Source organism: Pirellulales bacterium (genome assembly GCA_019694435.1).
In the GTDB taxonomy this organism is placed as follows: Bacteria; Planctomycetota; Planctomycetia; order Pirellulales; family JAEUIK01; genus JAIBBZ01.
Map to the genome: position 1 here is coordinate 61,955 of JAIBBZ010000023.1, position 24,070 is coordinate 86,024.

Consider the following 24,070-nt stretch of genomic DNA (forward strand, 5'->3'; position numbering starts at 1 on the left):
AGAGCGAACGCCGTGGCCGCACCAACTACGCGCGCTTGTGGCTCTGTTGATATACGGCCTGCAGCAGTTCCTGTACGTCCTTGTACTTTTTCTTGCCGCCGAGGGCCGCGTCGAGCAGCTTGCGGGCATCGCTGTCGCTGTGGCCCAAGCTGCGCAACACCTCGAACGTTTCGGCGACGACGTCGCGCGAGACCTCGGCCCCTTCGGGCATTTCCCGCGCCACGAGCAGGGCGAACTTGGGCACCTTCCGACGCAGCTTGGCGATAATCCGTTCGGCCACGGCCGGCCCGACGCCCGGCAATGTCGACAACAACTTGGCGTCCTGTTCCTCGATGGCTTGCGCGATCTCGGCCACGGGCCGGACCATCGCCCGCAAGGCCTTCTTCGCGCCGACGCCATCGACCGAGCAGAACAAGTCGAAGAACTCGCGCTCGACGAGGTTCAAGAATCCCACGATGCGCGGCGTTTGCCGCCCCTGCATCGGGTTCCCTTCGAGATATTCGATCGTGTGCAGCACGATCTCCTGGCCCAAGCTGGCCTGCAACTGGCGCCGCGCAAACTCGGGAATCAGCACCTCGTACTCGAACGCCCCCGCCGCCACGGTGAGCTCCTCCTCGCCGACGCTCACCAGCCGTCCGGTCATCTTCGTGATCATTCGGGCAGGACCTTCTTGGCCGATCGCATCTGTCGGCCGTGGAGATAATAATGACACAGGGCCACGGCCAGCGCGTCGGCCACGTCGGGCGGCTCGGGCACTGTCAGCAGCCGCAGTTCGCGTTGAATCGCCAGTTGCATCTGCGACTTGGGCGCACGGCCCGCGCCGGTGAGCACCTTTTTCACCTGGGTCGACGCGTAATGGACGACCGGAATCCCGGCCTGCGCCGCGGCCAGGCAGATGACGCCCCGCGCGTGGCCCATCAGGATGGCCGTGCGCGGCCGTTCATAGTGCCCGTACAACTGCTCGACCGCCATCACTTCGGGCCGCAGTTGTCGAATCACCTCGGTGACGCCCTCGTGCACTTCCAGCAGCCGCGCGGTGAGCGAATTGCGCGTCCGCCCGCGGACGACGCCGGCCTCGCACAGCCGCGGTCCCTCGGGGGCAACCTCGAGCACGCCGTAGCCGGTGATGTTCAATCCCGGGTCGATGCCCAGGACGCGGCGTTTCAGATTCGCGGGTTCCGCAGCAGTCACTTCGCCACGCCGAGAGGAAACATCGGCGTCCGTCGCCTGGTCAACTGTTGCGCGACCATTCGGTACCGCCGGGGCGATCTTCGATCACGATGCCCAAGGCGGCCAACTGGTCGCGAATCATGTCCGACATTGCAAAGTTCTTCGCCTTGCGCGCCTCGGCCCGCACCCGAATCAGCAGCTCGACCAGCGGCGCGACGAGCGAATCGTCGCCCGATCCGGCCAGCGGCGGCGACGGCGTCCGGAACAGTCCCATCGTCAGGGCCAGCTCGCGGAAGACGGCCGTCGCCCGGGTCAGCGCGGCAACGGCGGACTCGGTCGGTTTGTTGCCCGTGTCGAGTTTTTCGCTGTCGATGAATTTGTTGAGCGTCCGTACCAGGTCGAATAGCACGCCCACGGCGGCGCCGCTGTTGAAGTCGTCGTCCATGGCTTCGAGAAACCGTCGCCGGGCCTCGCTCGCCTGCGCGCGCAGTTTCGTCTCGGCGTCGCCCTGAGCGCTCCACCCGGCCAGATGCTTGTCGCCTTGGTCGCGGCGGGCCGGAGCCTCGAGGGCGTAGTAATCCTGGCCCGTGGCGCGCTGAAACCGCTTGAAGAAGCGGTAGAACGATTCGAGCGCGGCATCGTCCGACTTGATTTGTTCTTCGCTGTAGTAGATCGGGCTGCGGTACTGCGTCTTGAGCAGGAAATAGCGGATGGTCTCGGCACGGAATTGGGCGAGCAAATCTCGAAACGCGCTGGCGCCCTTCGATTTGCCCATTTTGCCGGCCTCTTGCGTAGCCTGATCGGCAGGGGGCGCTTCGTCGGTGCGCGTGTTGCGCCCGCCGACCTTGCCTACCTCGCCGGCCGCTTGCATCAGACCGTTATGCATCCAGTACTTCGCCTGCGGCTTGCCGTGGCACGATTCGCTTTGGGCGATCTCGTTTTCGTGATGCGGGAAGACCAGATCGAGGCCGCCGCCGTGAATGTCGAACGACTCGCCCAGCAGGCGGCGGCTCATCGCCGAACACTCGATATGCCAACCGGGGCGACCCGGCCCCCAGGGGCTCGGCCAGGCGGGTTCGCCAGCCTTGGCGCCCTTCCAGAGGGCAAAATCGTGCGGCGAGCGCTTGCGCGCGGCCATGTCGCCGCCTTCGCCTTGCATGCTCTCGACACTGCGGCCGCTGAGCTTGCCATAGTCAGAGTCGCGGCCGACGTCGAAATACACGTCGCCGTCGGCCGGGTAGGCGAAGCCCTTGTCGATCAGATCCTGGGTGAAACGGACGATCTCGTCCATGTTGTCTGTGGCGCGCGGAAAATGGTCGATCGAGTCGACGCCCATCGCTGCCAGGTTTCGCATGTAGTCGTCGGTCATTTCCTTGGCCAACGTGGGCATGTCGATGCCCCGCGCGCGGCTCTCGTTGATCAGCTTGTCGTCGACATCGGTGACGTTGACCACCAGGGTCACCTGGTAACCGTTGTAGACGAGGTAGCGCTTGATCGCGTCGAAGATGACCGGCCCGACCATGTGCCCGATGTGGCTCGGCTTGTAGACCGTCGGTCCGCAGAGGTAGATGCCCACCTTGCCCGGCACCAGCGGCACGAGCTTTTCCTTGGATCGGGTCAGCGTGTTATAGACCCGCAGCTCGGCGGTCGTGGGCAGGGGAGTGGTTGCGGTTGCAGAGGCCGTGCTGGTCGCCATCGTCTCGTTTACCCTAAAGGATTGCGTGCTGTCGTCTTGCCAGGCGTGGCTGCCGAGGATTCAGTCCGCATTTCGCAGTTCGACCAGCGCCACGCACTCGGCCATGATGGCCTCTTCGCGGCCCACCGGTCCGACGTGTTCGCCCGTCTTTGCCTTGATCCCTACCCGGTCCGTGCTCAGCCCCAACAACTCGGCGATGCAGCGACGAATCTCGAGTTTGTAGGGCGACAGCTTCGGCCGCTGGGCAAACACGATGCAGTCGAGATTGACGACGTCGAAGCCGGCCGCGTGTACCCGCGCGGCAGCCAGTTGCAACATCTCGGCCGAATCGCGGCCGCGGTTGACCGGGTCGGTGTCGGGAAACAGCTCGCCGATGTCGCCCAGGGCAGCGGCGCCCAATAGGGCATCGGTGACGGCGTGCAACAACACGTCCGCATCGCTGTGGCCGACGGCTCGGCGATCGTGCGGAATGGCCACCCCCCCTAGGCGCAGGCAATCGCCCGGCTCGAGGCGATGGGTGTCGTGACCAATCCCGACGCGGGCATTAAGCGTGGCAGGGCCCTCCGTTGCTGGCTGGATCGACGTCCGTGGATCGAGCCGAGGCAGCGAGCCGACCACGCCGCGCCGCGAATGGCGCCTGCGCTGCCGGCGAATGCCTCAGGCATGCGTGCCGGGATTGTACCGCAGGCCCCCCCGAGTGACAACGCGAGCAACCCGTGACACCACAGCAACTTGGCGCGCCGTAGAAGGGCGACCCGAGCCTCGCGACCTGCGGACGCTATAATCCCTCACCATGCCGGCCATCGAAATCAAACACCTCTCAAAAACGTACCGGGTCTATCAGAAGCGCGAGGGGCTCTGGGCTTCGATCCGTGGCCTGGGACGCCGGCAATATCGCGAGGTGCAAGCCGTCCGTTCGATCGATCTGACCGTCGAACGCGGTGAGTTCGTGGCCTTCCTCGGGCCGAACGGCGCCGGCAAGACCACGACGCTCAAGTTGCTCTCGGGCGTGATCAACCCCACGAGCGGCGAGGCCCGCGTGTTGGGCCATGTGCCGTGGCTGCGCGAGAACGAATATCGCCGGCGGTTCGCGCTGGTGATGGGCCAGAAGAACCAGCTCTGGTGGGACCTGCCGGCCCAGGAGTCGTTCCGGCTCCACCAGCAGATCTACGGCCTTGAGCCGGCCGCCTTCGAGCGCACGCGCGACGAGCTGTGCGAGCTGCTGACCGTGGGCGAATTGCTCGAGCGGCCGGTGCGCGAGCTTTCGCTTGGCGAGCGGATGAAGATGGAGCTGATCGCGGCCCTGCTGCATTCGCCCGACGTGTTGTTCCTCGACGAGCCGACGATCGGCCTGGACGTCATCGCGCAGCACAACATCCAGGGCTTTCTGCGACAGTACCAGCAGGCGCGGCAGATCACGATTCTGCTGACGAGCCACTACATGAAGGATATCGCGGCGCTCTGCAAACGCGTCGTGATCATCGCGCAGGGCCGGATCATGTACGACGGGTCGCTCGAGGGGATCATCGACCGGTTCAGCAACACCAAGATCGTGCGGCTGCAACTGGGCGAAGAGAACTTCTCCACCGAGGCGGCGGACGCCCAGCGGCTGGCGGCCGAATTCGGGCGTTACGGTGAGGTGTTGGAGCTGAAGGCACCCAATGTGCGGCTGCGCATTCCGCGGCGGACGGTCGCCGAGACGATGACCGCCATCCTGGCAGGCTACGCGATCGACGATGTCAGCGTCGAGGATCAGCCGCTCGAAGAGGTGATCGCCGAGGTGTTTTCGCTCGCCGATCGCGAAGAGCGCATCGCCCCCAGCCAGCCGGCAGGGCAGGGGGTCTGACGGCCGCGAACCTCGAACATCCCCGCTGCTGGCGCGGCAATTGCTCGTCCCGGCTGGGTGGGGCGCTATAATCTCAGGCGGACATCGCCGCCGAGCGATGCGCGCCCGCCTCGCGGGCGGCCCAACTCCCTGAGCGACGAGAACCTCATGGCCACGACCGCTTCGACACGACCGGCAAATCTTCGGGAATTGCGCGACAGCGGTTGGGTATCCAAGACGGTCAAACAAGAGTTGCACGACAACTTCCTGCGGGCGCTCGCGGCCGAGGAAGAGCTGTTCCCGGGCATCTTGGGCTACGAAAGCACGGTCATCCCGGAAATCAACATCGCGCTGCTGGCGCAGCACGACATGCTTTTTCTGGGCGAAAAGGGCCAGGCCAAGAGCCGGTTGATGCGCGCGCTGGTCCGGTTCCTGGACGAGGAATTGCCGTACCTCGACCTGCCCGAAACGGCCGTGCACGACGACCCATACAAGCCCATCACCAAGGCCGGCAAGGCGGCGATCGCCGAGTTGCCCCAGGACCAGGTACCGATCGCCTGGTGGCCGCGACGCGAGCGCTACGCCGAACGACTCGCACCGGGCACGAAGTTCGCCGACTTGATCGGCGACATCGATCCCTCGAAACTGGCCGGTGGCACGAGCATGGCGGCCGAAGAGGCGTTGCACTTTGGTTTGATCCCGCGCATGCATCGCGGCATCTTCGCGATGAACGAACTGCCCGAGCTGGACGAGCTCGTGCAAGTTGGCTTGTTCAACATCCTCGAGGAGCGCGACGTCCAGATTCGCGGCTACCCGATCCAGTTCGATATCGACGTGCTGATCCTGTTTTCGGCGAACCCCGCGACCTACAACCGCAGCGGCAAGGTGATTCCGCAGTTGAAGGACCGCATCGGCTCGCTGATTCACACGCACTACCCGCGCGAGCGCGACCTCGGCATCCAGATCTTCGAGCAGGAAGCCGGACTCGATCTCGGTGGCGAATTTCCGGTCGTGGTGCCCTACTTCATGAAGGAGATCGTCGAGGAGATCACGGTCGCAGCGCGCAAATCAAAGTACATCGACCAGCAATCCGGCGTCAGCGCGCGGTTCAGCATCGCCAACTATCGCACGATGGTGGCCAGCGCCCGGCAACGCGGCATTCGTCACGGCGAGCGGCCCGCGGTGCCACGGATCAGCGATTTGGGTCACCTTTACAGCTCGTCGCTGGGCAAGCTGGAATTGGACCTGATGGGCAGCCACCAGCTCACCGAGCGTCAAGTGCTCGACGCCCTGGTGGCCGAGGCCGTCCGCACGGTGTTCGAGGAATATGTCGACCGTCACGGCCTCGAGGAGATTGCCAAGATCTTCGGCGAGGGCGTGAAGATCGAGGTGGGCGACCTGTTGCCGTCGGCGGCCTATGCCGAACGGCTGCAGCGCGTGCCCCCCGCCTGGGACAAGGCGTTCGAAATGAACGCCAGCCAAGACGCCGCGGTCCGGGCCTCTTGTGTCGAGTTCGTGCTGGCCGGACTGTATGCCACCGACCGCATCTCGCGTTCGCAGCATCATGGGAGGATCGTCTATGAGCTCTCGTAAAGAGCTCGGCGGGATCATCCACACCTACCAGAGCTACGACCCGGCCCAATTCCCCAGTCCCACGCAGCCGCCGGCCGACCTGGTGTCGCCCGCGTTCGAGCACCTGCTGTCTTACGGCTCGCTCCGCGAGCTGACCGACGAAGAGCTGGCCCGTGCCGTGCGGCTCGATCCCAGCCAGATTGCCGGCCTGGGACCGAGCCTGGACGCCCTCCTGGAGATGCTCCGCGAGCGCAAGCGGAAGATTCTCGAGACGTACGAGACCGACGCCGCGAAGCGTGCCGCGGCCGATACGTATCGCCAACTGGGCGAATCGCTCAAGCCGCCACGGCAGCTCCGCCAACCGTTTCAGAAGGCCTTTGCGGAAGAGCAGCTCCGCGATCTGGAACGCCTCTGGTATCGGGCCGGCGGCGAGCGTTCGGCGTTTGCGCAGAAAATCGTGACGCTGGTCGACCGCCTGGGCGACAAATACCAGGTCGACGAGCTGGCGGCGAAGTATGCGTTCACTGGTCGCGAAAAACTCACGGTGCCGCAGGCCCTGGAGATCAAGGCCGAACTGGAGATGATCGATCGGCTGCTCAAGCAACTCGAAGAAGCCGCCAAGACGGCGCAGATCGGCGTCATCGATCTCGAAGAGCTGGCCAACTTCGCCGAGCCGGGCGACATGCAGAAGCTCAACGAGCTGCAGGAGCAGATCAATGAATACCTGCGGCAGATCGCCGAGTCGCAAGGACTCGAACGCACGCGCCGGGGCTACCAGCTCACGCCCCAGGCGTATCGCTTGTTTCAGGCCCGGCTGCTATCGCGGATCTTCAGCGAACTGGCACCCTCGCGGACCGGCCGGCACACGGGTCCGGTCGTCGGCGAGGGCGCCGTTGAGCTGCAACAAACCAAGGCCTACGAGTTTGGCGATTCGCTGGCGCAGATGGACACGACCGGCACGCTGATCAATACGATTCTCCGCGCCGGACCGCAGTTGCCGCTGCAGATGAAGACCGAAGACATCGTCATCCATCGCACGCGCAATTCGCCCAAATGCGCGACCGTGGTGCTGATGGACATGAGCGGCTCGATGCGCTACGGCGGGCTGTACGTGAACGTCAAGCGCATGGCGTTGGCGCTCGAGGGCTTGATCCGCAAGGAGTATCCGGGCGATTACCTGCAGTTCGTGCAGGTCTACACCTTTGCCAAGCCGTGCCGTCCGGCCGAGATCGCCACGCTGATGCCGAAGATGGTCACGGTGTTCGACGACCGCGTGCGGCTGCGGGCCGACATGAGCAACCCGAACATCACCGAGGCGCAGGTGCCGCACCACTTCACCAACCTGCAGCACGGCTTGCAGTTGGCGCGGCAATTCCTGGCGGTGCAAGACACGCCCAACCGGCAGGTGATCTTGATCACCGACGGCCTGCCCACGGCACACTTCGAAGGTTCGATGCTCTATATGCTCTATCCGGCACACGTGACGACCGAACGCGCCACGCTGCGCGAGGGGCAACTCTGCCAGCGCGAAGGCGTGACGATCAACATCTTCTTGCTGCCCAGCTGGTCACAATCGCGCGAGGACGTGCAGTTTGCCTACCGCCTCGCCGAATCGACCAAGGGGCGCGTATTCTTCACCGCCGGGCGGGATCTCGACCGCTATGTCGTCTGGGATTACCTGGCCCGGCGGCGCTCGATTATTGCCTAGCGCAGCCGCCGCCGCGGGCCACGGCCACGCGGGGTGCCGGCAAATCTTTCCTCAGACGCAAATGCGGTTCTCGACCGCGAAAAATCGCTGAGAAATTCGCGGAACGCCGGCGCCAAATAATTGACCAGGGCGATGCCGATTGGATATTTGAAGGTAGTCCGCGGACAAGTGCACAACGACGGTTCTGGACATCACTCCTCGAACGAATCAGGAGGGCCAGCGATGGTTGATCCACCGGGCAGTTGCTTGCTCGCCGCCGAGGCGTAGCCGGCCCCACGGCCGGACGCAGGCGTCGAGCCCTGTATTGCACATGTCGCCGCGCGGTGTGCAGTCGCCCTCGAGGTGCTGCGGCCGGCGGTGAGTTTCGTCCCGATTGAAGTTCTCTCTCTACCAAAGCACAGGCCCCTGGCAGCTCGTCACGAGCCGCCAGGGGCCTTGTTGTTTAAGACGCTGCGGCCAGTCCGGCATCAGGCCGCTTCGGCCGAGCTGATCCGCATGCCGTAGAAGCTGCGCCAGACGAACAGCATGCTCAGGGCAATGAACACGCCCGCCATGACCATCGCCGTGGTGCTGTCGCCATTGGCCCGATTGGTGATGCCGACGGCCAATTCGACGGCCAGCAACCCAAACAACGTGGTGAACTTGATCACGGGGTTCATGGCCACGCTCGAGGTGTCCTTGAACGGATCGCCGACGGTGTCGCCCACGACCGTCGCGTCGTGCAGCTCGGTGCCTTTCTGCTTGAGCTCGGTCTCGACCAGCTTCTTGGCGTTGTCCCAGGCGCCGCCGGCATTGGCCATGAAGATGGCCTGGTACAAGCCGAACAAGGCGATCGAGATCAAGTAGCCGATGAAGAAGAACGGGTCGATACAGGCAAAGCCCAGCGTGCTGAAGAACACGGCCAGGAAGATGTTGAACATCCCGCGCTGGGCATACTGCGTGCATATGCCGACGACGCGGGTGCTGTCGGCGGCCGAGGCCTTGGTCACCGAGCTGTCGAGCTTGATGTTCTTCTTGATGAAATCGACGGCCCGATAAGCGCCGGCCACGACGGCCCAGGTCGAAGCGCCGGTGAACCAGAAGATCACCGATCCGCCCACGATCAGGCCTAGCAGGAACAGCGGGTTCATCAGCGAGAGCTTCACCAGCTCGCTTTGGTTCTCGAGGCCGTTGGTCAGGTTCATGATGATCGAGAAGATCATCGTCGTGGCGCCGACGACGGCCGTGCCGATCAACACCGGCTTGGCCGTGGCCTTGAAGGTGTTTCCCGCACCGTCGTTTTCTTCGAGGAACTCTTTGCCGCGCTCGAAATCGACGTCGAAACCGTAGTCCCGCTTGATCTCTTCCTTGATGCCCGGCAGCGTTTCGATCATCGACAACTCGAACACGCTTTGCGCGTTGTCGGTCACGGGTCCATAGCTGTCGACGGCGATCGTGACCGGGCCCATCCCCAGAAACCCGAAGGCGATCAGTCCGAAGGCGAACACAGGGGCCGCCTTCATGACGTTTTCCAGATCCATCGTGCTCACGCCGTAGCCGATGCCCATCAGGGCGACGATGACCATGCCCATCCAGTACGCGCTGAAGTTGCCCGCCGTGAGGCCGGCCAGGATGTTGAGGGACGCGCCGCCCTCCTTCGAGGCTGCAAGCACCTCGCGGACGTGCAGCGACTCGGTCGAGGTAAAGATCTTCACTAGCTCGGGGATAATCGCACCGGCCAAGGTGCCGCAGGTGATGATCGTCGACAATTGCCACCACAAGTCCTTGCTGCCGCCCAACTCGGGAATCAGCAGGTACGAGACGGCGTAGGTCAGGCCGATCGAAATCAGCGAGGTGACCCAAACCAGGAAGGTCAACGGGGCCTCGAAGTTCATATGGGATGCATCGCGGTACCGGCTGCCCGAGACGAACTCGTTGACGTAGTAGGCCAGGATGCTGGCGACGATCATCATCACGCGCATCGCGAAGATCCAGACGATCAGGTCCTGCTGGATGCTGACGTTGGAAATCGCCTTGGAGCAGATGAACACGATCAGCGCGACGCCCGTCACGCCATAGGTTTCAAAACCGTCGGCCGTCGGCCCCACCGAGTCGCCAGCGTTGTCGCCCGTGCAGTCGGCGATGACCCCGGGGTTACGGGCATCGTCTTCCTTGATCTTGAAGACGATTTTCATCAGGTCCGAGCCGATATCGGCAATCTTGGTGAAGATGCCGCCCGCAATTCGCAAGGCCGAGGCGCCGAGCGATTCGCCGATCGCAAACCCGACGAAACACGGCCCCGCCAGGTCGGCCGGGACGAACAACAGAATGCACAACATCAGGATCAGCTCGGTACTGATGAGCATCGTGCCGATGCTCATCCCGGCCATCAACGGAATCTGGTACGTCGGATAGGGCTTGCCGCGCAGACCGGCGAACGCCGAGCGGCTGTTGGCAAACGTATTGACCCGAATCCCGAACCAGGCCACGCCGTAGCTGCCCGCGATCCCCACCAGACTGGCCACGATGATCGCCGTGACCTTGCCGGGGGTCATCTGCAACGGCTCGGCCATCAGCCAGCCGAAATAGGCCACCATGACGGCGCCGATGAACAACTCGAGAATCAGGATGAATTTGCCCTGCGTGATCAAGTAGGTCTTACAGGTTTCGTAGATCAACTCGGAGATTTCGCGCATCGAGCTGTGAGTCGGCATGGCCTTGAGCCGGTTGTAGATCACCAGCCCGAAACCCAGCCCGGCGACGCAGACGACCAGACCCGCCATCAGCAGGTGGCGGCCCGAGATGCTGCCGAGGTACTGCTTGTCGAGCGACGGAATCTTGACGGCGATTTCACCGCCGCCGTGCCCCTCGGCGTGCGCCGGCGCGTCGGCCGAGGTCTCGGCCGGCGCGGCCGCTTCGCCGGCTGCGGGCGCCATTTGGCCGTACGCTCGAGGTGCCCCTACGAGGCACAACGCGGCTACTGCCGCGAGGAGTGCGAGTCCTACCGGACGACGTTGGATCATGATCGCTACGCTCCGAATTCGATGAAGATGCCTGATGTTCTTAGTGTCTGAATAAGTTTCAACCTGGCCGCGTCCCTCGAATGGGAACAGTGGCGAGGCAAATCAACAATCTCAGCCCGGTGAGTCTGCCAACGGCGGCCGCGGGCAAGACGACGCACTCACGAACCCGACGCTCTGCCCCCAATACCTCGCGGTACCCCGACGGCAGATCGTGCGCGACCAAAGGAAGGCACGTGCCGGGCCTCTCCAGAGGGTCCGGAAGCGACGAAGAAAACGCTCAAGCTAGCCATCCCTGCCGCTTCGTCAAGGTGTGCTCGCGTCGGTAGTTACGAAGCAAACCGCGGTTCGTGGCAGGCGACAATGACTCGCTGCGTCCCGAGCGCCCTGCGGCCAAGCCGCCACTGTGGACAAAAGCCCGCTGCCTGCCAAGCGGATTTCCCCAGGGTGCGACAATTCGTCCCCCATGGTTTCATCGGATCGCTAGAATGCCGCCTGCTCGCGGTACATGCGACCTGCGCTCTCTGGGGAACTCATGTCTGAACCTGCCTGGATGATCTACGGGGCGAACGGCTACACGGGCCGTCTGACTGCCCGCGAGGCTGCACAGCGGGGCCAACGCCCCGTCCTCGCGGGACGCAGCCTGGCGGCGATCGAGCCCCTGGCGAAGGAACTCAATTGCCCCTTTCGCGTGTTTCCGCTCGACGATCCGGGCCAAATCGCCGCGCAACTGGCCGGGGTGCACACGGTGGTGCACTGTGCCGGCCCCTTTTCGGCCACTGCCGCGCCCATGATGCAGGCCTGCCTGCGGGCCAAGGCCAACTATCTCGATATCACCGGCGAAATCGATGTCATCGAGGCGGGTGCACAGCTCGATCAGCAGGCCCTGGCGGCCGGAATCACCATCATGCCGGCGGTCGGTTTCGACGTCGTGCCTTCCGATTGCCTGGCAGCCATCCTCAAACGTGCCTTGCCCGATGCCACGCATTTGCAACTGGCGTTCCTGGGTCTCAGCGGCCTCAGTCCCGGCACGGCCAAGACGATGGTCGAAAACCTGCCGCGCGGCGGTCGTGCCCGGATCGACGGACACATCGTGCCCGTGCCGCCCGGGTGGAAGAGCATGGAGGTCCGGTTCGCGAGCGGCCTCCGCCCAGTCGTCACGATTCCCTGGGGCGACGTGGCCAGCGCGTACTACTCGACGGGCATCCCGAACATCGAAACCTACGCCGCGTTGCCGCGCTCCCAGGTGCGGGCTACGCGGTGGTTGCGCTGGATCATGCCGCTGGCCGGGTTGGGCGTCGTGCAACGGCTGCTGAAGCGCCGCATCGAAGCCACGGTGCCGGGCCCTAACGAGCAGGAACTGAAAGCCAGCCGCAGTTCGCTGTGGGGCCGCGTGACGAACGCCGCCGGCGCGTCGGTCGAAGCCACGCTCGAGACGCCGGGAGGCTATCCTTTAACTGTCGCCACGACGCTGGCCGTGCTCGAACAGGTCCTGGCCGGCAAGGCGCCGGCCGGCTTCTCAACCCCGGCCAAGGCGTTTGGCGCAGACTTCATCCTGACGATTCCCGGTACCGCGCTGTCGCTGGTCGACGCGTCGGTATTGCACAGCACCTGAGATCGAGGCCCCCGTGATGCACCACTTTGACCGCACCGCAATCGGCACTTTGCTCCTATTCACAACGGCGCTGGGCGCGGCACTGTCTGCACATCCCGTTGCGGCCCAAGAGCCCAGCTACCAGGCCGAACTCGTTTTCGAACTGCACTCGCAGCACAACCATGCGCCGGGCATTGTCGAGTGCCCCGACGGCGGGCTGCTGGTTTCCTGGTACCGGGGCTCGGGCGAGCGCCGCGCCGACGACGTGCGCGTGATGGGGGCGCGATTGGCCCCGGGCGCCACGAAATGGAGCGCAGCAGAGGTCTGGGCCGACACGCCCCATTTTCCTGATTGCAACACCTGCCTGATGATCGACGGCAAACAGCGATTGTGGCTGTTCTGGCCCTTGATCCTGGCCAACACCTGGGAGTCGTGCCTCACGCAATACCGCGTGTCGAGCGACTATCAGCACGACTCGGCGCCGCGCTGGGAGTGGCAAGGATCGATCCCCCTGGTCCCGCTCAACTGGGACGAAAAGATGCTCGCCGGGATCGAATCGCGGCTGGCCGAGACGACCAATCCGTCGCCGCGCGAGAAGGCGTTCGCCGAGATGGTGAAGAAACAACTGCAAGACAAGCTCTCCGGCCGGCTGGGCTGGCAACCGCGTTGCAAACCCACCGTGCTGCCCAGCGGGCGCATCCTGCTGCCGCTCTACACCGACACCTACAGCGTCTCGATCATGGCGATCAGCGACGATCAAGGCGCCACCTGGTACGCCAGCGAGCCGCTGGTCGGCTACGGCAACATTCAGCCCGCCGTGCTCCGACGCAACGACGGCTCGCTCGTGGCCTACATGCGCGAAAACGGGCCGCTCGAAAAGATCCGCGTCTGCGAGTCGGCCGATGAGGGAATTCATTGGGGGCCCGTCGGCACGATCGACCTGCCGAACCCCGGCAGCGGCCTGGATGCGGTTCGCCTGGCCAACGGCCATTTCGCGCTGGTCTACAACGACACCACCCAGGGGCGCAACCACCTGGCCGTGTCGATCTCGGACGACGAGGGAAAAACCTGGAAATGGACCAGGCATCTCGAACGGCAGCCGGCCGGCGCCTACCACTACCCGGCGATCATTCAAGGGGCCGATGGACGCATCCACTGCGTCTACAGCTTCTTTCAAGGCCAGGGCGACAAGGAAGGCAAAAGCATGAAGCATGCCGCCTTCAACGAAGCGTGGGTCCAAGCGGGCGACTGATTCCGCGCGAGCCCGCAACCACAGCCGGCTCGGCCCGTTCCGTGCGGTTCACAGCTCGTCGATCTCGTCGCGCTGCGGCGGACAGCCGGGGGGATGGCGGGGCGGTGGCGGAGGGTTCAACAGGTGGAGCGATTGCACCAGGACGAGCCCCACCAGACAGAGCACCCACAGCATTCCCAGGCCGAGGGCCACGCGCTCCAGGCCGACCCCACCGGCGGTGTCGCCCACCGCCGCGAGCAGCCGCGCCACTCCCACGCATAGCACCACGGCGATGGGCAGCACCAACGTCACGACAAACAACCAGGCGTGAATGCGACGGGTCAAGCAGCCACCTGCGAAGCGGGGTACCGATAGGTTTATGCAAGTTGCCCAGATTCTGCGTTCTCGACCCGCCAGGTGTCAAACTCCGCAAAGCGTTTCCGGGGCTTGCTTTTGATTGACCGGCGCCCAGGGTGGGCGAGAATGGACGGGGGACTCCGCACGGGCGCCGCGTATCGCCCGCATGTCGAGGCCGCGGATTCCTCCTTCTTCGTCAGGTCACCGGAACAGGTTGCGCGGGGATGTTGCGACGTACCCTGTTGCTTGCGCTGGGCGCGATGGCGCAACTGCTCGTCGTCGCCGCGGCGGCGCAAGCGGGCAAGCTCACCATGCGCGACGGCCGGGTGCTCGAAGGTAAAGTCGTCCCCCTGGCGAGCATTTCCGACGATCCGAAAAAACGCACGGAGAACGCCGCACCCGTCCCCAGGCTGATCGTCATGATCGACGACGATCTGCGGCGGACTTTTGTTTCGAAGCGGCAGGTCGCTCAAGTCGCTCCTGAGAGCTCGAGCTACGAGCGGTTTCAACTCAAGCAGCCCGTGCCCCAGGGCGGCACAACCGTGGCCAACGTGGGCATGATCCTCAGCGTCGATCCGTTCGACGAGCATGGGCGGCGCATCTTCCGGATGGGGCGTCCGGGCGGCGACCCGATCGAGATCATCCAAGGCATCTACGAAATCACGCCGCAGTGGACGCGCGTCGTCGGGCTCAACACGATCTGGGACTGCCGCATCGCCACGAGCAGCATTCCGCGCGATCAGTTGAGCAAGATCCTCGCCCACAACATCGATCCGACCAACGTCGAGCATCGGCTGAAAGTGGCCCGACTGTACCTGCAAAGCGAGCGCTACACCGATGCCCGCGCGGAACTCGAGCAGATCGCCCAGGAGTTTCCGACGTTTTCGGGCCAGATCGAGCCGGTGGTGAACGAGTTGCGACAGCTCAGCGCGCGCCGCCTGTTGTCCGAGATCGAGCTGCGCCGCGGCGCCGGCCAGCACCAATTAGCCCTGCGGATGCTCGAACAGTTCCCGACCGACGGCGTGTCGGGCGAGATCTTGCAGCAGGTACGCCAATGGAAAGAGTCTTACCAGACCGAGCAAGACCAGGTTCAATCGTTTCACGCAAGCTTCGAGCGGCAACTGGCGCAGATTACCGACGCCGAGCTGCGCGACCGGATCGAGGACGCGCGCAATGAAATGTTCAGCGAACTCGACCACGACACGCTCGATCGCGTCGCGGCCTATCTGCGCCTGGCCGACGACCCGCAATTGCAGCCAACCGAAAAGGTGGCACTGGCCTTGAGCGGCTGGCTCGTCGGCAGCAACGGGGCCTCGCAGGACCTGACGCAGGCCCTGGCGATGTACACCATGCGCAATCTCACCGTCGAGTATTTCAACGAGCCGAACCGCGTGAAGCGCGATCAGTTGCTCTCCGAGGTGATTTCCCAGGAAGGCGCGTCGCCCGAGCTGGTCGCTCAGTTGCTGGCCCTGCTGAAACCGCCGTATCCGCTGCCCGAGGAACAAGGCGGCGCGCGCGGCTTGTACGAGCTGACCGTGCCGGGGATCGCGCCCGACCCGGAATACCAATACCTGATTCAATTGCCGCCAGAGTACGACCCGCACCGTCGCTACCCGGCGATTGTCACGTTGCACGGTGCCGGAACGACTCCCGCGCATCAGGTCGACTGGTGGGCCGGCGGCTGGGACGAAAAATCGCAAATGCGGCTGGGCCAGGCGACGCGCCACGGTTACGTGGTGATCGCCCCCTCGTGGACCGCGGCCGGACAAACCTCGTACGACTATTCGGCCCATGCCCATGCTGCGGTCCTGGCCACGCTGCGCGATGCCTGCCGGAGGTTCGCAATCGACACCGACCGAGTGTTCCTTTCCGGCCATTCAATGGGCGGCGACGCCGCATGGGACATTGGCCTGGCTCATCCGGACCTGTGGGCCGGCGTGATCCCGATCGCGGCCGTGTCCGATAAGTACGGCGCCTTCTACTGGGAAAATGCCCGCTCGCTGCCGTTCTACATCGTTGAAGGCGAGCTCGACGGCACCAAGCCGCTGCAAAACGCCCGCGACTTGGACCGTTGCCTGACGGGCACGGGATTCAACTTCACGGCCGTCGAATACCGCGGCCGCGGCCACGAGCATTTTTCCGACGAGATCTTGCGGCTGTTCGACTGGATGGGGCGCTTCAAACGCAACTTTTTCCCCCGCGAAATCGAATGCCGCACCATGCGCACCTGGGACAACTACTTCTACTGGCTAGAAGTGAACGACTTTCCCGCGAAAGTCGTCGTCGATCCGGCCGCGTGGCCGGTTCCCAACGGCACCCGGGCCATGGTCATCACGGCCACGGCCAGCACCACCAACAGCCTGCGGATCAAGACGGGTGCAGGCCGGGTCACCGTGTGGCTGTCGCCCGAATTGGTCGACTTCCAGCAGAAGATCCTGGTCACGGTCAACAACCAGCGCATTCCGCGCGGCGGCGGCACCATTCAGCCCGATCTGACCGTGATGCTTGACGACGTCCGCACGCGCGGCGACCGTCAGCATCCGTTCTGGGCCAAGGTCGAGTCGCAATGACGGTCGGCCGGAACGGCGCGCAGCCTTAGGCCCAATCGCGGCCGGTGGCGCGCTTTACGCGCTCGGAAAAATCGCCGAGCAAACCGCCGATCACTTCCCAGCTCCGCGTCTTGCGGACTTCGATGTCGCCCTGGGGATTGATCCGCACCAGGCTATCTTCGCTGACGCCCGCTTTGCGCAGTTCTTCGGGATCAATCTCATCCGGCTGCAAGAGGCGATACAGGGTCTTGCCGGACAACTCGATGAACTTCATAGGGTGCTCCGCAGTATGCACGCGCCACGCCACGCCGGAGTGCCAACGACCGGCCCCAGCATGATATCCGAGCGCCGTGCGTTTTGCGCCGCACTGCTCCGATTATACTGCGGTGCATGGCTACCCCCTTGCGACTGCTCATCCTCGGAGCGCATCCAGACGATTGCGAATATCACGCCGGCGGGCTGGCCGCGCTGTATGCCGCCGGCGGTCATGCGGTCCGAATGATTTCGGTAACCAACGGCGCCGCCGGGCATCAATCGCTCTCCGGGCCGCCGCTGGCCGAGCTGCGTCGCCAGGAGGCTGCCGCCGCCGCCGCGCGTATCGGGGCCGAATCGGCCGTCTGGGAATATCCCGATGCCGCCTTGGAACCCACGCTCGAAGTCCGTGCGCGGGTCATCCGGGAGCTGCGCACGTTTCGGCCTGACCTGGTGCTGACGCACCGCACCAGCGACTATCATCCCGACCACCGCGCCGTCGCGCACGCGGTCCGCGATGCGGCCTACCTGGTTACGGTGCCGGCCGTTGTCCCCGAGGTGCCGATCCTGCGGCGCATGCCGGTCATCGCCTCGATGCCCGACCGCTTTACCCGGCCCGCACCGCTGGCCGGCGACGTCGTCGTCGACGTGGGGCCCGTGCTCGACGCGATCGTCGACATGCTCGCCTGTCACGCCTCGCAGTTCTTCGAATGGCTGCCGTTTAACCTCGAGCGGCTCGAGGAAGTCCCCACCGCGCCTGCCGCCCGGCGGCAATGGCTGTACGACTGGTACACGGCCCACCTGCGGCCGGCTGCCGACAGCTACCGCCGCGAGTTGATCGCCGCATATGGACCCGTGCGGGGGAGCGAAGTTGCCTGGTGCGAGGCCTACGAGATCAGCGAATATGCCGCGCCGCTCGACACCGCGGCGCGGCACCGGCTCTTCGGTTTTCTCCTCGGCCCGGCGTAGCGCTTGCCGCTTGATTACACTGTGCACGTGTCACGGCGACAGGGAACCTGGGCACGGAGGGCCTCCCGCAAGCGTGTTCGAGGGTCGAGCCATGTCGCGCAAGCAGAAGACGCCCGCCGATCTGATCGAGATGTGCCGGGTGAAGCCTGGCAAGAAACTTTCGCTGGCCGAGCATGACCCCGGCTGGGCGGGCGACCGGGATCTGCCCAAGGCGAAGCGCAAAGCGATCGCCCAGCAGCTCTTGGCAGATGGCGTCGCCGCCTTGGCCGAGTCGCAAGAATTGCTCTACGCGGCCGATACTTGGAGCCTGTTGGTGATCTTTCAGGCCATGGACGCGGCCGGCAAAGACAGCACGATCAAACACGTTATGTCGGGCGTGAATCCGCAAGGCTGCCAGGTGTTCAGCTTCAAGCACCCGTCGGCCGAAGATCTCGATCACAACTTTCTCTGGCGGTGCATGAAATCGCTCCCCGAGCGCGGCCGCATCGGCATCTTCAATCGGTCCTACTACGAAGAAGTGCTGATCGTCAAAGTGCATCCGCAGTTGATCGAAGCGCAACGCTTGCCCGTCGGCAAACCCGACACCCGGTTTTGGCAGGGCCGGTACGACGACATCAACGCGTTCGAACACCACCTGGCGCGTAATGGCACGGCCATCGTCAAGTTCTTCTTGAACGTTTCGCCCGCCGAACAGCGCGAGCGGTTTCTCGACCGGTTGCGCGATCCGGAAAAGCACTGGAAGTACTCGGCCAAAGATCTCGACGAACGGCAGTACTGGGACCAGTACATGCAGGCCTACGAAGAGTGCATCGCCGCGACCAGCACGGATTGGGCCCCCTGGTACGTCGTGCCCGCCGACCGCAAATGGGTCACCCGGGCGTTGGTGGCCGAGGTGCTCGTCGCGACCATTCGCGATCTCAAGCTGCGTTGGCCCGAGCCCGCGCCCGCCGAGCGTGAGGCGATCGAGGCGGCCCGCCGGCAATTGGAAGCCGAGGCTGCCGGCCAGCAGCCAGCCTAAGTCGCGTCGGCGGCCAGCCGCAGACGAAACGCCTCGCACAGCCGCAAAATCGTCGGCACGTCGAGCTGCTCGGCTCGGGTATCGGCAGTAAAGAACTCGAGCGTCGCGAGGACTTCGTCGACCTCGGGCTTTTCGAGCCGATTCTTGAACGCCGCCACGAGCACGCTGCGCAAGAACTTCCGCCGGTGAAAGAACAACGCGCGGACGAACTCGTGAAAGAACTCACGATCGGGAATCGCCGCCCGCAGCGCCTCGTCCGGGCGGATGCGGACGATGGCCGAGTGCACCTTGGGACGCGGCCAGAAGGCCTCGGGAGGCAGCACGCGCACGATCTCCGTGTGGCACTGGCACTGAATCCAGATGCTCAGGGCGCTGTAATCCTTGGTCGACGGCACCGCGACGATGCGGTCGGCCAACTCCTTTTGAATCGTCACCGTCATGAGCACCGGCGTCACGTCGGTCGACAGCAAATTGGAGATGATCGGCGTGGCCACGCAATAGGGCAGATTGGCCACGAGCTTTAGCCGCCGCGCTGGATCGACGGCCAATTGCGCCCGCACCGCTTCGAGCACCGCGTCGCTGATGTTGTTTTTGTTGCGCAACGCGTCTTGCACGAGCATCACGACGTTTCCGGCGCCGGCCAACTGCTCCTGGGCGACCTGTGCCAGGTGACGATCGATTTCCACCGTAACGATGGCCGCGGCACGCTCGGCCATGAGCACCGACAGGGCGCCCGTCCCCGTGCCGACTTCGAGCACGACGTCTGTCGGCGCGAGCTCCGCGCTTTCGAGCAGCAGCCGCTGCAAGTTCAGATCGATCAAGAAATTCTGCCCATGCCGCGCGCTCGGTTCGAGCCCGACGCGCTTGAAGGTGCGCATCAGGTAGCTCAGCGTCTGATTGCGGGCCGAACCGGTCGACATCGGGCGAGGGTCCTTACGCGGGTGACGACTGCGAACGGCCGGCGAATTGCCGTTCGACGTATTTCGCCAGCAGGTCGGTTTCGAGATTGACCGGGTCGCCCGGCTGCAGACGCCCCAGGGTCGTCACGCTCAGCGTGTGCGGGATCAACATCACACTGAATCGGGCCGCTTCGACGGCCACCACGGTCAGGCTGACTCCGTCAACGGCGATCGAGCCTTGTGGCGCGACCTGGCCGAGCAAGTGCTGCGGCAGGCGAAACCAGCAGACGGACCAGCCGTCCTCGTCGCGGCGCTCGTCGAGCGCTCCGGTGGCGTCGATATGACCGGTGACCAGGTGCCCGCCCAGTTCGTCGCCGACGCGCAGCGACCGCTCGACGTTGACTCGACTGCCTTGGGCCAGCCGCCCCAGGTTCGTCCGGGCCAGCGTCTCAGGGCCGACATCGAAGTGCAAGGTGTGGGCGTCAGCTTCGACCACGGTCAGGCAGCAGCCGTTGATCGCGACGCTGTCGCCCAGGCGCACTCCGGCGCTATAATCCCCGCCGCGCAGGCTAAGCCGCGCACCGGTGGCGCCGCGCGTGATCGCGCTGACTTCGCCCAGTGCTTGCACCAATCCGGTAAACATCGCAGCCTTCATCCCAGTAAAGTCAAAACGGCGATCGCTGCAGGAAACGCCGCCGCTGCCACTCCTTGACCAGCCAGCGAATCGGCGGCGCCGTGACAAACACGACGGTCACCAGGGGCAGCGAGTATCCCTTGAGCATCATCACCAGCACCAGCGCAAACAACAGTTGCACCATGTGCCCGAAACTTCTCCGGCCCGAGAGGATCTGATGCACGACGTGCGGATACGGAATGCGCGACACCATCAACAGCGCCACGCACAGCGAGAAAAACGGCAGCACGGCCTGTAGCGCCATGTCAAGCCCGGGCAAGTAGCTCAGCCCGGTCGGATTGCGCCGTAGCGTGTAGAACATGATGGCGAAGCTGGCAATGGATGCCGCGGCAGCCGGTGAGGGCAACCCCCGAAAATACAGGTGATCGTCCGAGTCGCCTGATTCGACGTTGAATCGGGCCAGCCGCAAGGCCGCGCACGCCGCGAACGTCGCCGCGATCATCCAGACCGCCTCGCGATGGAGCACGGCAAAATCCGGCACGATCTTGACCAACAGAAACGCCGGCGCGACGCCGAAGGTCACTACGTCGCACAGGCTGTCGAGCTCTTTGCCGAATTCGCTCGTCATCCGCGACAGCCGCGCCACGTGGCCGTCCAGGGCGTCGAACACCATGGCCAGCAGAATCAGCCAGCCGCTGAGCATGCAGTTGCGCCAGTCCGTGCGCTCGTCGAGGTCGTACTCGACCGGCGCCACGACGACCGGCTCCGCTTGGCCAACCACAACCGCCTTGAGCGGCGCGTCGACGCGCGACGCCACGACGATGGCAAAGAATCCGCAGACCAGGTTCCCCAGGGTAAACAGCGTCGGCAACACGGCCACCATCGCGCGGCGGCGGCGATGCAGCTCGGCACGCGCGGCCCGTGAAACGTCTTGAGATCGCTTAATCACGCCAGGTTCTCCGCCGAAGAGTTGCCCGCAGGCGCCAACGCGGCCAGCGCCGTGCTACCGGCTTGGACGCGCTGGCCGACCTGCACCAGGATCCGGGTTTGCGGGTCGTCGGGCAGAATGAGCTCCGTCCGCGACCCCAGTTTGATCATGCCAAACTTCACTCCGCGCTCGAGCACCTCGCCCGGCCGCAGCCCGCAGACGATGCGACGCGCCAGCAGCCCGGCAATTTGCCGGACGATCAAGCGTTGTCCGGGCCGCTCGAGCGATTCGAGGCCGATCCACATGGCCTCGTTCAGCAACGCACTTTGTGGATCGAGGGCATTCAGAAACTGGCCCGGATGGTAGGCCAGCTTCAGCACCCTGCAGCGTGCGGGAACCCGGTTGATGTGCACGTTGAAGATCGACAAGAAGATGCCGATGCGTAGCGCCGGGCCACCGATCCATTCGTCGTGTTCGACGCGGGTGACTTCGGCCACCCGGCCGTCAGCCGGCGACACGAGCAGACCGGGCTGTTGCGGCACGCGTCGCGGCGGATCGCGAAAAAACCAGACGACCAATGCCAAAAGCGCGCCGGGCAAGACGGCGATTGCCGCCCAACCCGTGGCCAGGCAAGCCGCGATCGCGGCGACCAGCGGCAGGCTCATCAACACCAGTTCGGCCAGCCCCCAACGGGCAAAGGGCAGCCGGTCGCGCCAGGCAAACGGGTCATCTTCCGGATTCCAATCGGCCGTGCATAAGTTGCGGCAGTACTTGAGGTCGCGCGGGTCGAGGATCGGGTGCGGCGCTCCGGCCGTCGAGCCGTGCCGACAAGCGGCCATGCGGGCAACATAGCCAGGCCGAAAACGCGCCAGCCAGGCGCGCCGCAAACGGCCCCAGGCCAGTTCCAGCGAATAACAGACCCCGCCGCCGGGCTGAACGCTGCAAAGGTTGGCCGGCAGCGGCTCGGGCGCCGCCACAGCAATTTCGCCAACCACAGGGTTCATGACACGCTCGGCAACGCAGGTGCGCGGGGGGGCAGGTTCGATCAGGATTCTTGATGCTGCGCGGCACATCGCGCGGATTCCTCACTCGGATCGTAATCCTGTTCCGCCGCGCTGCAAAGTGGACGCGCACGCCCCCCGAGGCCCGGTGCCGGCTACCTTTCCGGGCCTTGGAGTTCGTTCGGGGGTCGTGAAAACTCATGGCTCCCCCGGGGTCGCGCTACCCGTAGGCAACTCGCCCGGCAAGCGGCACAATGGGACCCTTCGGCGGCAGCCAACCGGGTACCCGCCGCAAGGCCCCTTTCACCGTCCGCCTGAGGAAATCCGAGCCGTGACGAATTCGAGCATCGTTGATTTGCGCGCCCGACAGATTCTGGATAGCCGTGGGAACCCGACCGTCGAAGTCGATGTCCGCCTGGCCGACGGCTCGTTTGGCCGCGCGGCCGTGCCCAGCGGCGCCAGCACCGGCGGTTTCGAGGCGGTTGAGCTGCGCGACGGCGACGACGCGCAGTTCCTGGGTAAAGGCGTGCACCGGGCCGTCGAGAACGTGAATGCGACGATTGCGCCGGAGATCCTCGGGCGCGACGCGCTCGACCAGGGAGCCATCGACGAGCGGATGTGCGAGATCGACGGCACCGACGACAAGCGCAACCTCGGCGCCAATGCGATCCTCGGCGTTTCCTTGGCGGTCGCCAAGGCGGGGGCACAGCACTGCGATCTGCCGCTGTTTCGTTACCTCGGCGGAGCGACCGCCAACATCCTGCCGGCGCCGATGATGAACATCGTCAACGGCGGGGCCCACGCCGACAACCCGCTCGACGTGCAAGAGTTCATGGTGATGCCGCTGGGCTTCGAGCGGTTTCGCGACGCGCTGCGCTGCGGCGTCGAAATCTTCCATCACCTGAAGAGCCTGTTGAAGAAGCGCAAGCTCTCGACGGCCGTCGGCGATGAAGGCGGTTTCGCGCCGGCCCTGGCCAGCAGCGAAGAGGCCCTCAAGCTGCTCGAAGAGGCCATCGGCGCGGCCGGTTACGAGCCGCGCAACCAGGTGGCGATCGCCCTCGACGTAGCTGCTTCCGAATTGTTCGATGCAAACCGCCGCGTGTACACGGTCGAACGGCAAGAGCTCACCTCGGCCGCGATGGTCGACATGCTGGCCGGCTGGTGCGAACGCTACCCGATCTGCTCGATCGAGGACGGCTGCCACGAAGAAGACTGGGATGGCTGGAAGCTGCTCACCGAGCGGCTCGGAGACCGCGTCCAGCTCGTGGGCGACGACCTGTTCGTGACCAATGTCTCGCGCCTGCAGCGCGGCATTACCGAGGGAGTGGCCAACAGCATCTTGATCAAGGTCAACCAGATCGGCAGCCTGACAGAGACCGTACGGGCCATCGAGATGGCCCGCCGCGCCGGGTACACCAGCATCTCCAGCCATCGCAGCGGCGAGACCGAAGACACGACCATCGCCGACCTGGCCGTGGGCCTGGGCACCGCGCAGATCAAGACCGGCAGCGCCTCGCGGTCGGACCGAGTGGCCAAGTACAACCAGCTCCTGCGCATCGAAGAGACCCTGGGCTCCCAGGCCGACTACGGCGGGCACTACTTCCCGACCTGGGGCTAAGGCAGCCTGCCCACGTGCTGCCCCCTGCGTAGAATTGCCTTGGGCTATAC

At 64.7% G+C, this 24,070-nt stretch carries 20 protein-coding genes; 9 read left to right on the forward strand and 11 right to left on the reverse strand.

The genetic code is table 11. The features are described 5' to 3' along the window. Positions 1–25: 25 nt before the first annotated feature. The 4 genes from K1X74_16410 to ispF form a co-directional block, all read right to left on the reverse strand. A complete protein-coding gene (locus tag K1X74_16410) occupies positions 26–655 on the reverse strand; it encodes a Holliday junction DNA helicase RuvA (protein ID MBX7167918.1) in 630 nt (209 codons plus the stop codon). Continuing rightward, complete coding sequence (ruvC, locus tag K1X74_16415) at positions 652–1,152, reverse strand: crossover junction endodeoxyribonuclease RuvC (protein MBX7167919.1); 501 nt, start codon at positions 1,150–1,152, stop codon at positions 652–654. Before ruvC ends, K1X74_16410 begins: the two co-directional genes overlap by 4 nt. A gap of 79 nt (positions 1,153–1,231) precedes the next feature. Beyond that, entirely contained in the window at positions 1,232–2,866 is a 1,635-nt protein-coding gene (gene cysS, locus K1X74_16420; protein ID MBX7167920.1) for a cysteine--tRNA ligase, read from the reverse strand. A 60-nt stretch (positions 2,867–2,926) separates the two neighbouring features. Then, positions 2,927–3,445: a 2-C-methyl-D-erythritol 2,4-cyclodiphosphate synthase gene (gene ispF / locus K1X74_16425; protein ID MBX7167921.1), complete on the reverse strand. Its 519-nt coding sequence runs from the start codon at positions 3,443–3,445 to the stop codon at positions 2,927–2,929. A gap of 214 nt (positions 3,446–3,659) precedes the next feature. Between ispF and K1X74_16430 the strand changes: the two genes are divergently transcribed. From K1X74_16430 to K1X74_16440, 3 genes are all read left to right on the forward strand, one after another. Beyond that, positions 3,660–4,712 (forward strand): ABC transporter ATP-binding protein, encoded by a 1,053-nt coding sequence (locus K1X74_16430; protein MBX7167922.1) that lies wholly within the window; start codon positions 3,660–3,662, stop codon positions 4,710–4,712. Positions 4,713–4,859: 147 nt separating this feature from the next. Beyond that, entirely contained in the window at positions 4,860–6,284 is a 1,425-nt protein-coding gene (locus tag K1X74_16435; protein ID MBX7167923.1) for a magnesium chelatase, read from the forward strand. Next, entirely contained in the window at positions 6,271–7,971 is a 1,701-nt protein-coding gene (locus K1X74_16440) for a VWA domain-containing protein (GenBank protein MBX7167924.1), read from the forward strand. Before K1X74_16435 ends, K1X74_16440 begins: the two co-directional genes overlap by 14 nt. Positions 7,972–8,438: 467 nt before the next feature. On the opposite strand, the gene K1X74_16445 is transcribed toward K1X74_16440, so the two are convergent. Further along, positions 8,439–10,886 carry a sodium-translocating pyrophosphatase gene (locus tag K1X74_16445; protein ID MBX7167925.1) on the reverse strand — a complete coding sequence of 816 codons (2,448 nt, stop codon included), beginning with the start codon at positions 10,884–10,886 and terminating at the stop codon, positions 8,439–8,441. Positions 10,887–11,505: 619 nt separating this feature from the next. Between K1X74_16445 and K1X74_16450 the strand changes: the two genes are divergently transcribed. Beyond that, a complete protein-coding gene (locus K1X74_16450; protein ID MBX7167926.1) occupies positions 11,506–12,585 on the forward strand; it encodes a saccharopine dehydrogenase NADP-binding domain-containing protein in 1,080 nt (359 codons plus the stop codon). 16 nt (positions 12,586–12,601) lie between these two features. After that, on the forward strand, positions 12,602–13,816 hold the full coding sequence (locus K1X74_16455; GenBank protein MBX7167927.1) for an exo-alpha-sialidase: 1,215 nt from the start codon (positions 12,602–12,604) through the stop codon (positions 13,814–13,816). Between the two features lie 48 nt (positions 13,817–13,864). On the opposite strand, the gene K1X74_16460 is transcribed toward K1X74_16455, so the two are convergent. Continuing rightward, positions 13,865–14,140 carry a hypothetical protein gene (locus K1X74_16460; GenBank protein MBX7167928.1) on the reverse strand — a complete coding sequence of 92 codons (276 nt, stop codon included), beginning with the start codon at positions 14,138–14,140 and terminating at the stop codon, positions 13,865–13,867. A gap of 236 nt (positions 14,141–14,376) precedes the next feature. Between K1X74_16460 and K1X74_16465 the strand changes: the two genes are divergently transcribed. Next, positions 14,377–16,722, forward strand: a complete 2,346-nt coding sequence (locus K1X74_16465; GenBank protein MBX7167929.1) for a peptidase — start codon at positions 14,377–14,379, stop codon at positions 16,720–16,722. A gap of 25 nt (positions 16,723–16,747) precedes the next feature. Here the strand turns inward: K1X74_16465 and K1X74_16470 are convergent, their stop codons facing one another. Beyond that, a complete protein-coding gene (locus K1X74_16470) occupies positions 16,748–16,975 on the reverse strand; it encodes a hypothetical protein (protein MBX7167930.1) in 228 nt (75 codons plus the stop codon). Between the two features lie 116 nt (positions 16,976–17,091). Here K1X74_16470 and K1X74_16475 point away from each other — a divergent pair, with 116 nt between their 5' ends. Next, positions 17,092–17,922 carry a PIG-L family deacetylase gene (locus K1X74_16475; protein MBX7167931.1) on the forward strand — a complete coding sequence of 277 codons (831 nt, stop codon included), beginning with the start codon at positions 17,092–17,094 and terminating at the stop codon, positions 17,920–17,922. 91 nt (positions 17,923–18,013) lie between these two features. Then, positions 18,014–18,940 (forward strand): polyphosphate kinase 2 family protein, encoded by a 927-nt coding sequence (locus K1X74_16480; GenBank protein MBX7167932.1) that lies wholly within the window; start codon positions 18,014–18,016, stop codon positions 18,938–18,940. Here K1X74_16480 and rsmA read toward each other — a convergent pair. Genes rsmA through K1X74_16500 form a run of 4 tightly spaced genes read right to left on the reverse strand, consistent with a single transcriptional unit; the run spans position 18,937 to position 22,405 of the window. Then, complete coding sequence (gene rsmA / locus K1X74_16485) at positions 18,937–19,860, reverse strand: 16S rRNA (adenine(1518)-N(6)/adenine(1519)-N(6))-dimethyltransferase RsmA (protein ID MBX7167933.1); 924 nt, start codon at positions 19,858–19,860, stop codon at positions 18,937–18,939. The two genes, K1X74_16480 and rsmA, sit on opposite strands and share 4 nt — an antisense overlap. Positions 19,861–19,873: 13 nt before the next feature. Beyond that, the gene (locus K1X74_16490; GenBank protein ID MBX7167934.1) at positions 19,874–20,482 is read right to left on the reverse strand and encodes a riboflavin synthase; all 609 of its coding nucleotides are present in this window, start codon (positions 20,480–20,482) and stop codon (positions 19,874–19,876) included. Between the two features lie 22 nt (positions 20,483–20,504). Then, positions 20,505–21,422, reverse strand: a complete 918-nt coding sequence (gene pssA, locus K1X74_16495) for a CDP-diacylglycerol--serine O-phosphatidyltransferase (protein MBX7167935.1) — start codon at positions 21,420–21,422, stop codon at positions 20,505–20,507. Next, the gene (locus K1X74_16500; protein MBX7167936.1) at positions 21,419–22,405 is read right to left on the reverse strand and encodes a phosphatidylserine decarboxylase; all 987 of its coding nucleotides are present in this window, start codon (positions 22,403–22,405) and stop codon (positions 21,419–21,421) included. Before K1X74_16500 ends, pssA begins: the two co-directional genes overlap by 4 nt. Here K1X74_16500 and eno point away from each other — a divergent pair. Next, positions 22,404–24,020, forward strand: coding sequence for a phosphopyruvate hydratase (eno, locus tag K1X74_16505; protein ID MBX7167937.1), 1,617 nt, complete (start codon positions 22,404–22,406; stop codon positions 24,018–24,020). The genes K1X74_16500 and eno overlap by 2 nt on opposite strands. Positions 24,021–24,070 lie beyond the last annotated feature (50 nt).

Bases quoted from the DNA above. Each gene is read 5' to 3' on its own strand.
- rsmA (MBX7167933.1), bottom strand. From the start codon at position 19,860: ATGTCGACCGGTTCGGCCCGCAATCAGACGCTGAGCTACCTGATGCGC.
- K1X74_16465 (MBX7167929.1), top strand. From the start codon at position 14,377: ATGTTGCGACGTACCCTGTTGCTTGCGCTGGGCGCGATGGCGCAACTG.
- K1X74_16475 (MBX7167931.1), top strand. From the start codon at position 17,092: ATGGCTACCCCCTTGCGACTGCTCATCCTCGGAGCGCATCCAGACGAT.
- K1X74_16490 (MBX7167934.1), bottom strand. From the start codon at position 20,482: ATGTTTACCGGATTGGTGCAAGCACTGGGCGAAGTCAGCGCGATCACG.
- K1X74_16440 (MBX7167924.1), top strand. From the start codon at position 6,271: ATGAGCTCTCGTAAAGAGCTCGGCGGGATCATCCACACCTACCAGAGC.
- eno (MBX7167937.1), top strand. From the start codon at position 22,404: ATGACACGCTCGGCAACGCAGGTGCGCGGGGGGGCAGGTTCGATCAGG.
- K1X74_16450 (MBX7167926.1), top strand. From the start codon at position 11,506: ATGTCTGAACCTGCCTGGATGATCTACGGGGCGAACGGCTACACGGGC.
- cysS (MBX7167920.1), bottom strand. From the start codon at position 2,866: ATGGCGACCAGCACGGCCTCTGCAACCGCAACCACTCCCCTGCCCACG.
- K1X74_16445 (MBX7167925.1), bottom strand. From the start codon at position 10,886: ATGGCGCCCGCAGCCGGCGAAGCGGCCGCGCCGGCCGAGACCTCGGCC.
- K1X74_16500 (MBX7167936.1), bottom strand. From the start codon at position 22,405: ATGAACCCTGTGGTTGGCGAAATTGCTGTGGCGGCGCCCGAGCCGCTG.
- K1X74_16435 (MBX7167923.1), top strand. From the start codon at position 4,860: ATGGCCACGACCGCTTCGACACGACCGGCAAATCTTCGGGAATTGCGC.
- K1X74_16480 (MBX7167932.1), top strand. From the start codon at position 18,014: ATGTCGCGCAAGCAGAAGACGCCCGCCGATCTGATCGAGATGTGCCGG.
- K1X74_16430 (MBX7167922.1), top strand. From the start codon at position 3,660: ATGCCGGCCATCGAAATCAAACACCTCTCAAAAACGTACCGGGTCTAT.
- K1X74_16410 (MBX7167918.1), bottom strand. From the start codon at position 655: ATGATCACGAAGATGACCGGACGGCTGGTGAGCGTCGGCGAGGAGGAG.
- K1X74_16470 (MBX7167930.1), bottom strand. From the start codon at position 16,975: ATGAAGTTCATCGAGTTGTCCGGCAAGACCCTGTATCGCCTCTTGCAG.
- K1X74_16455 (MBX7167927.1), top strand. From the start codon at position 12,602: ATGCACCACTTTGACCGCACCGCAATCGGCACTTTGCTCCTATTCACA.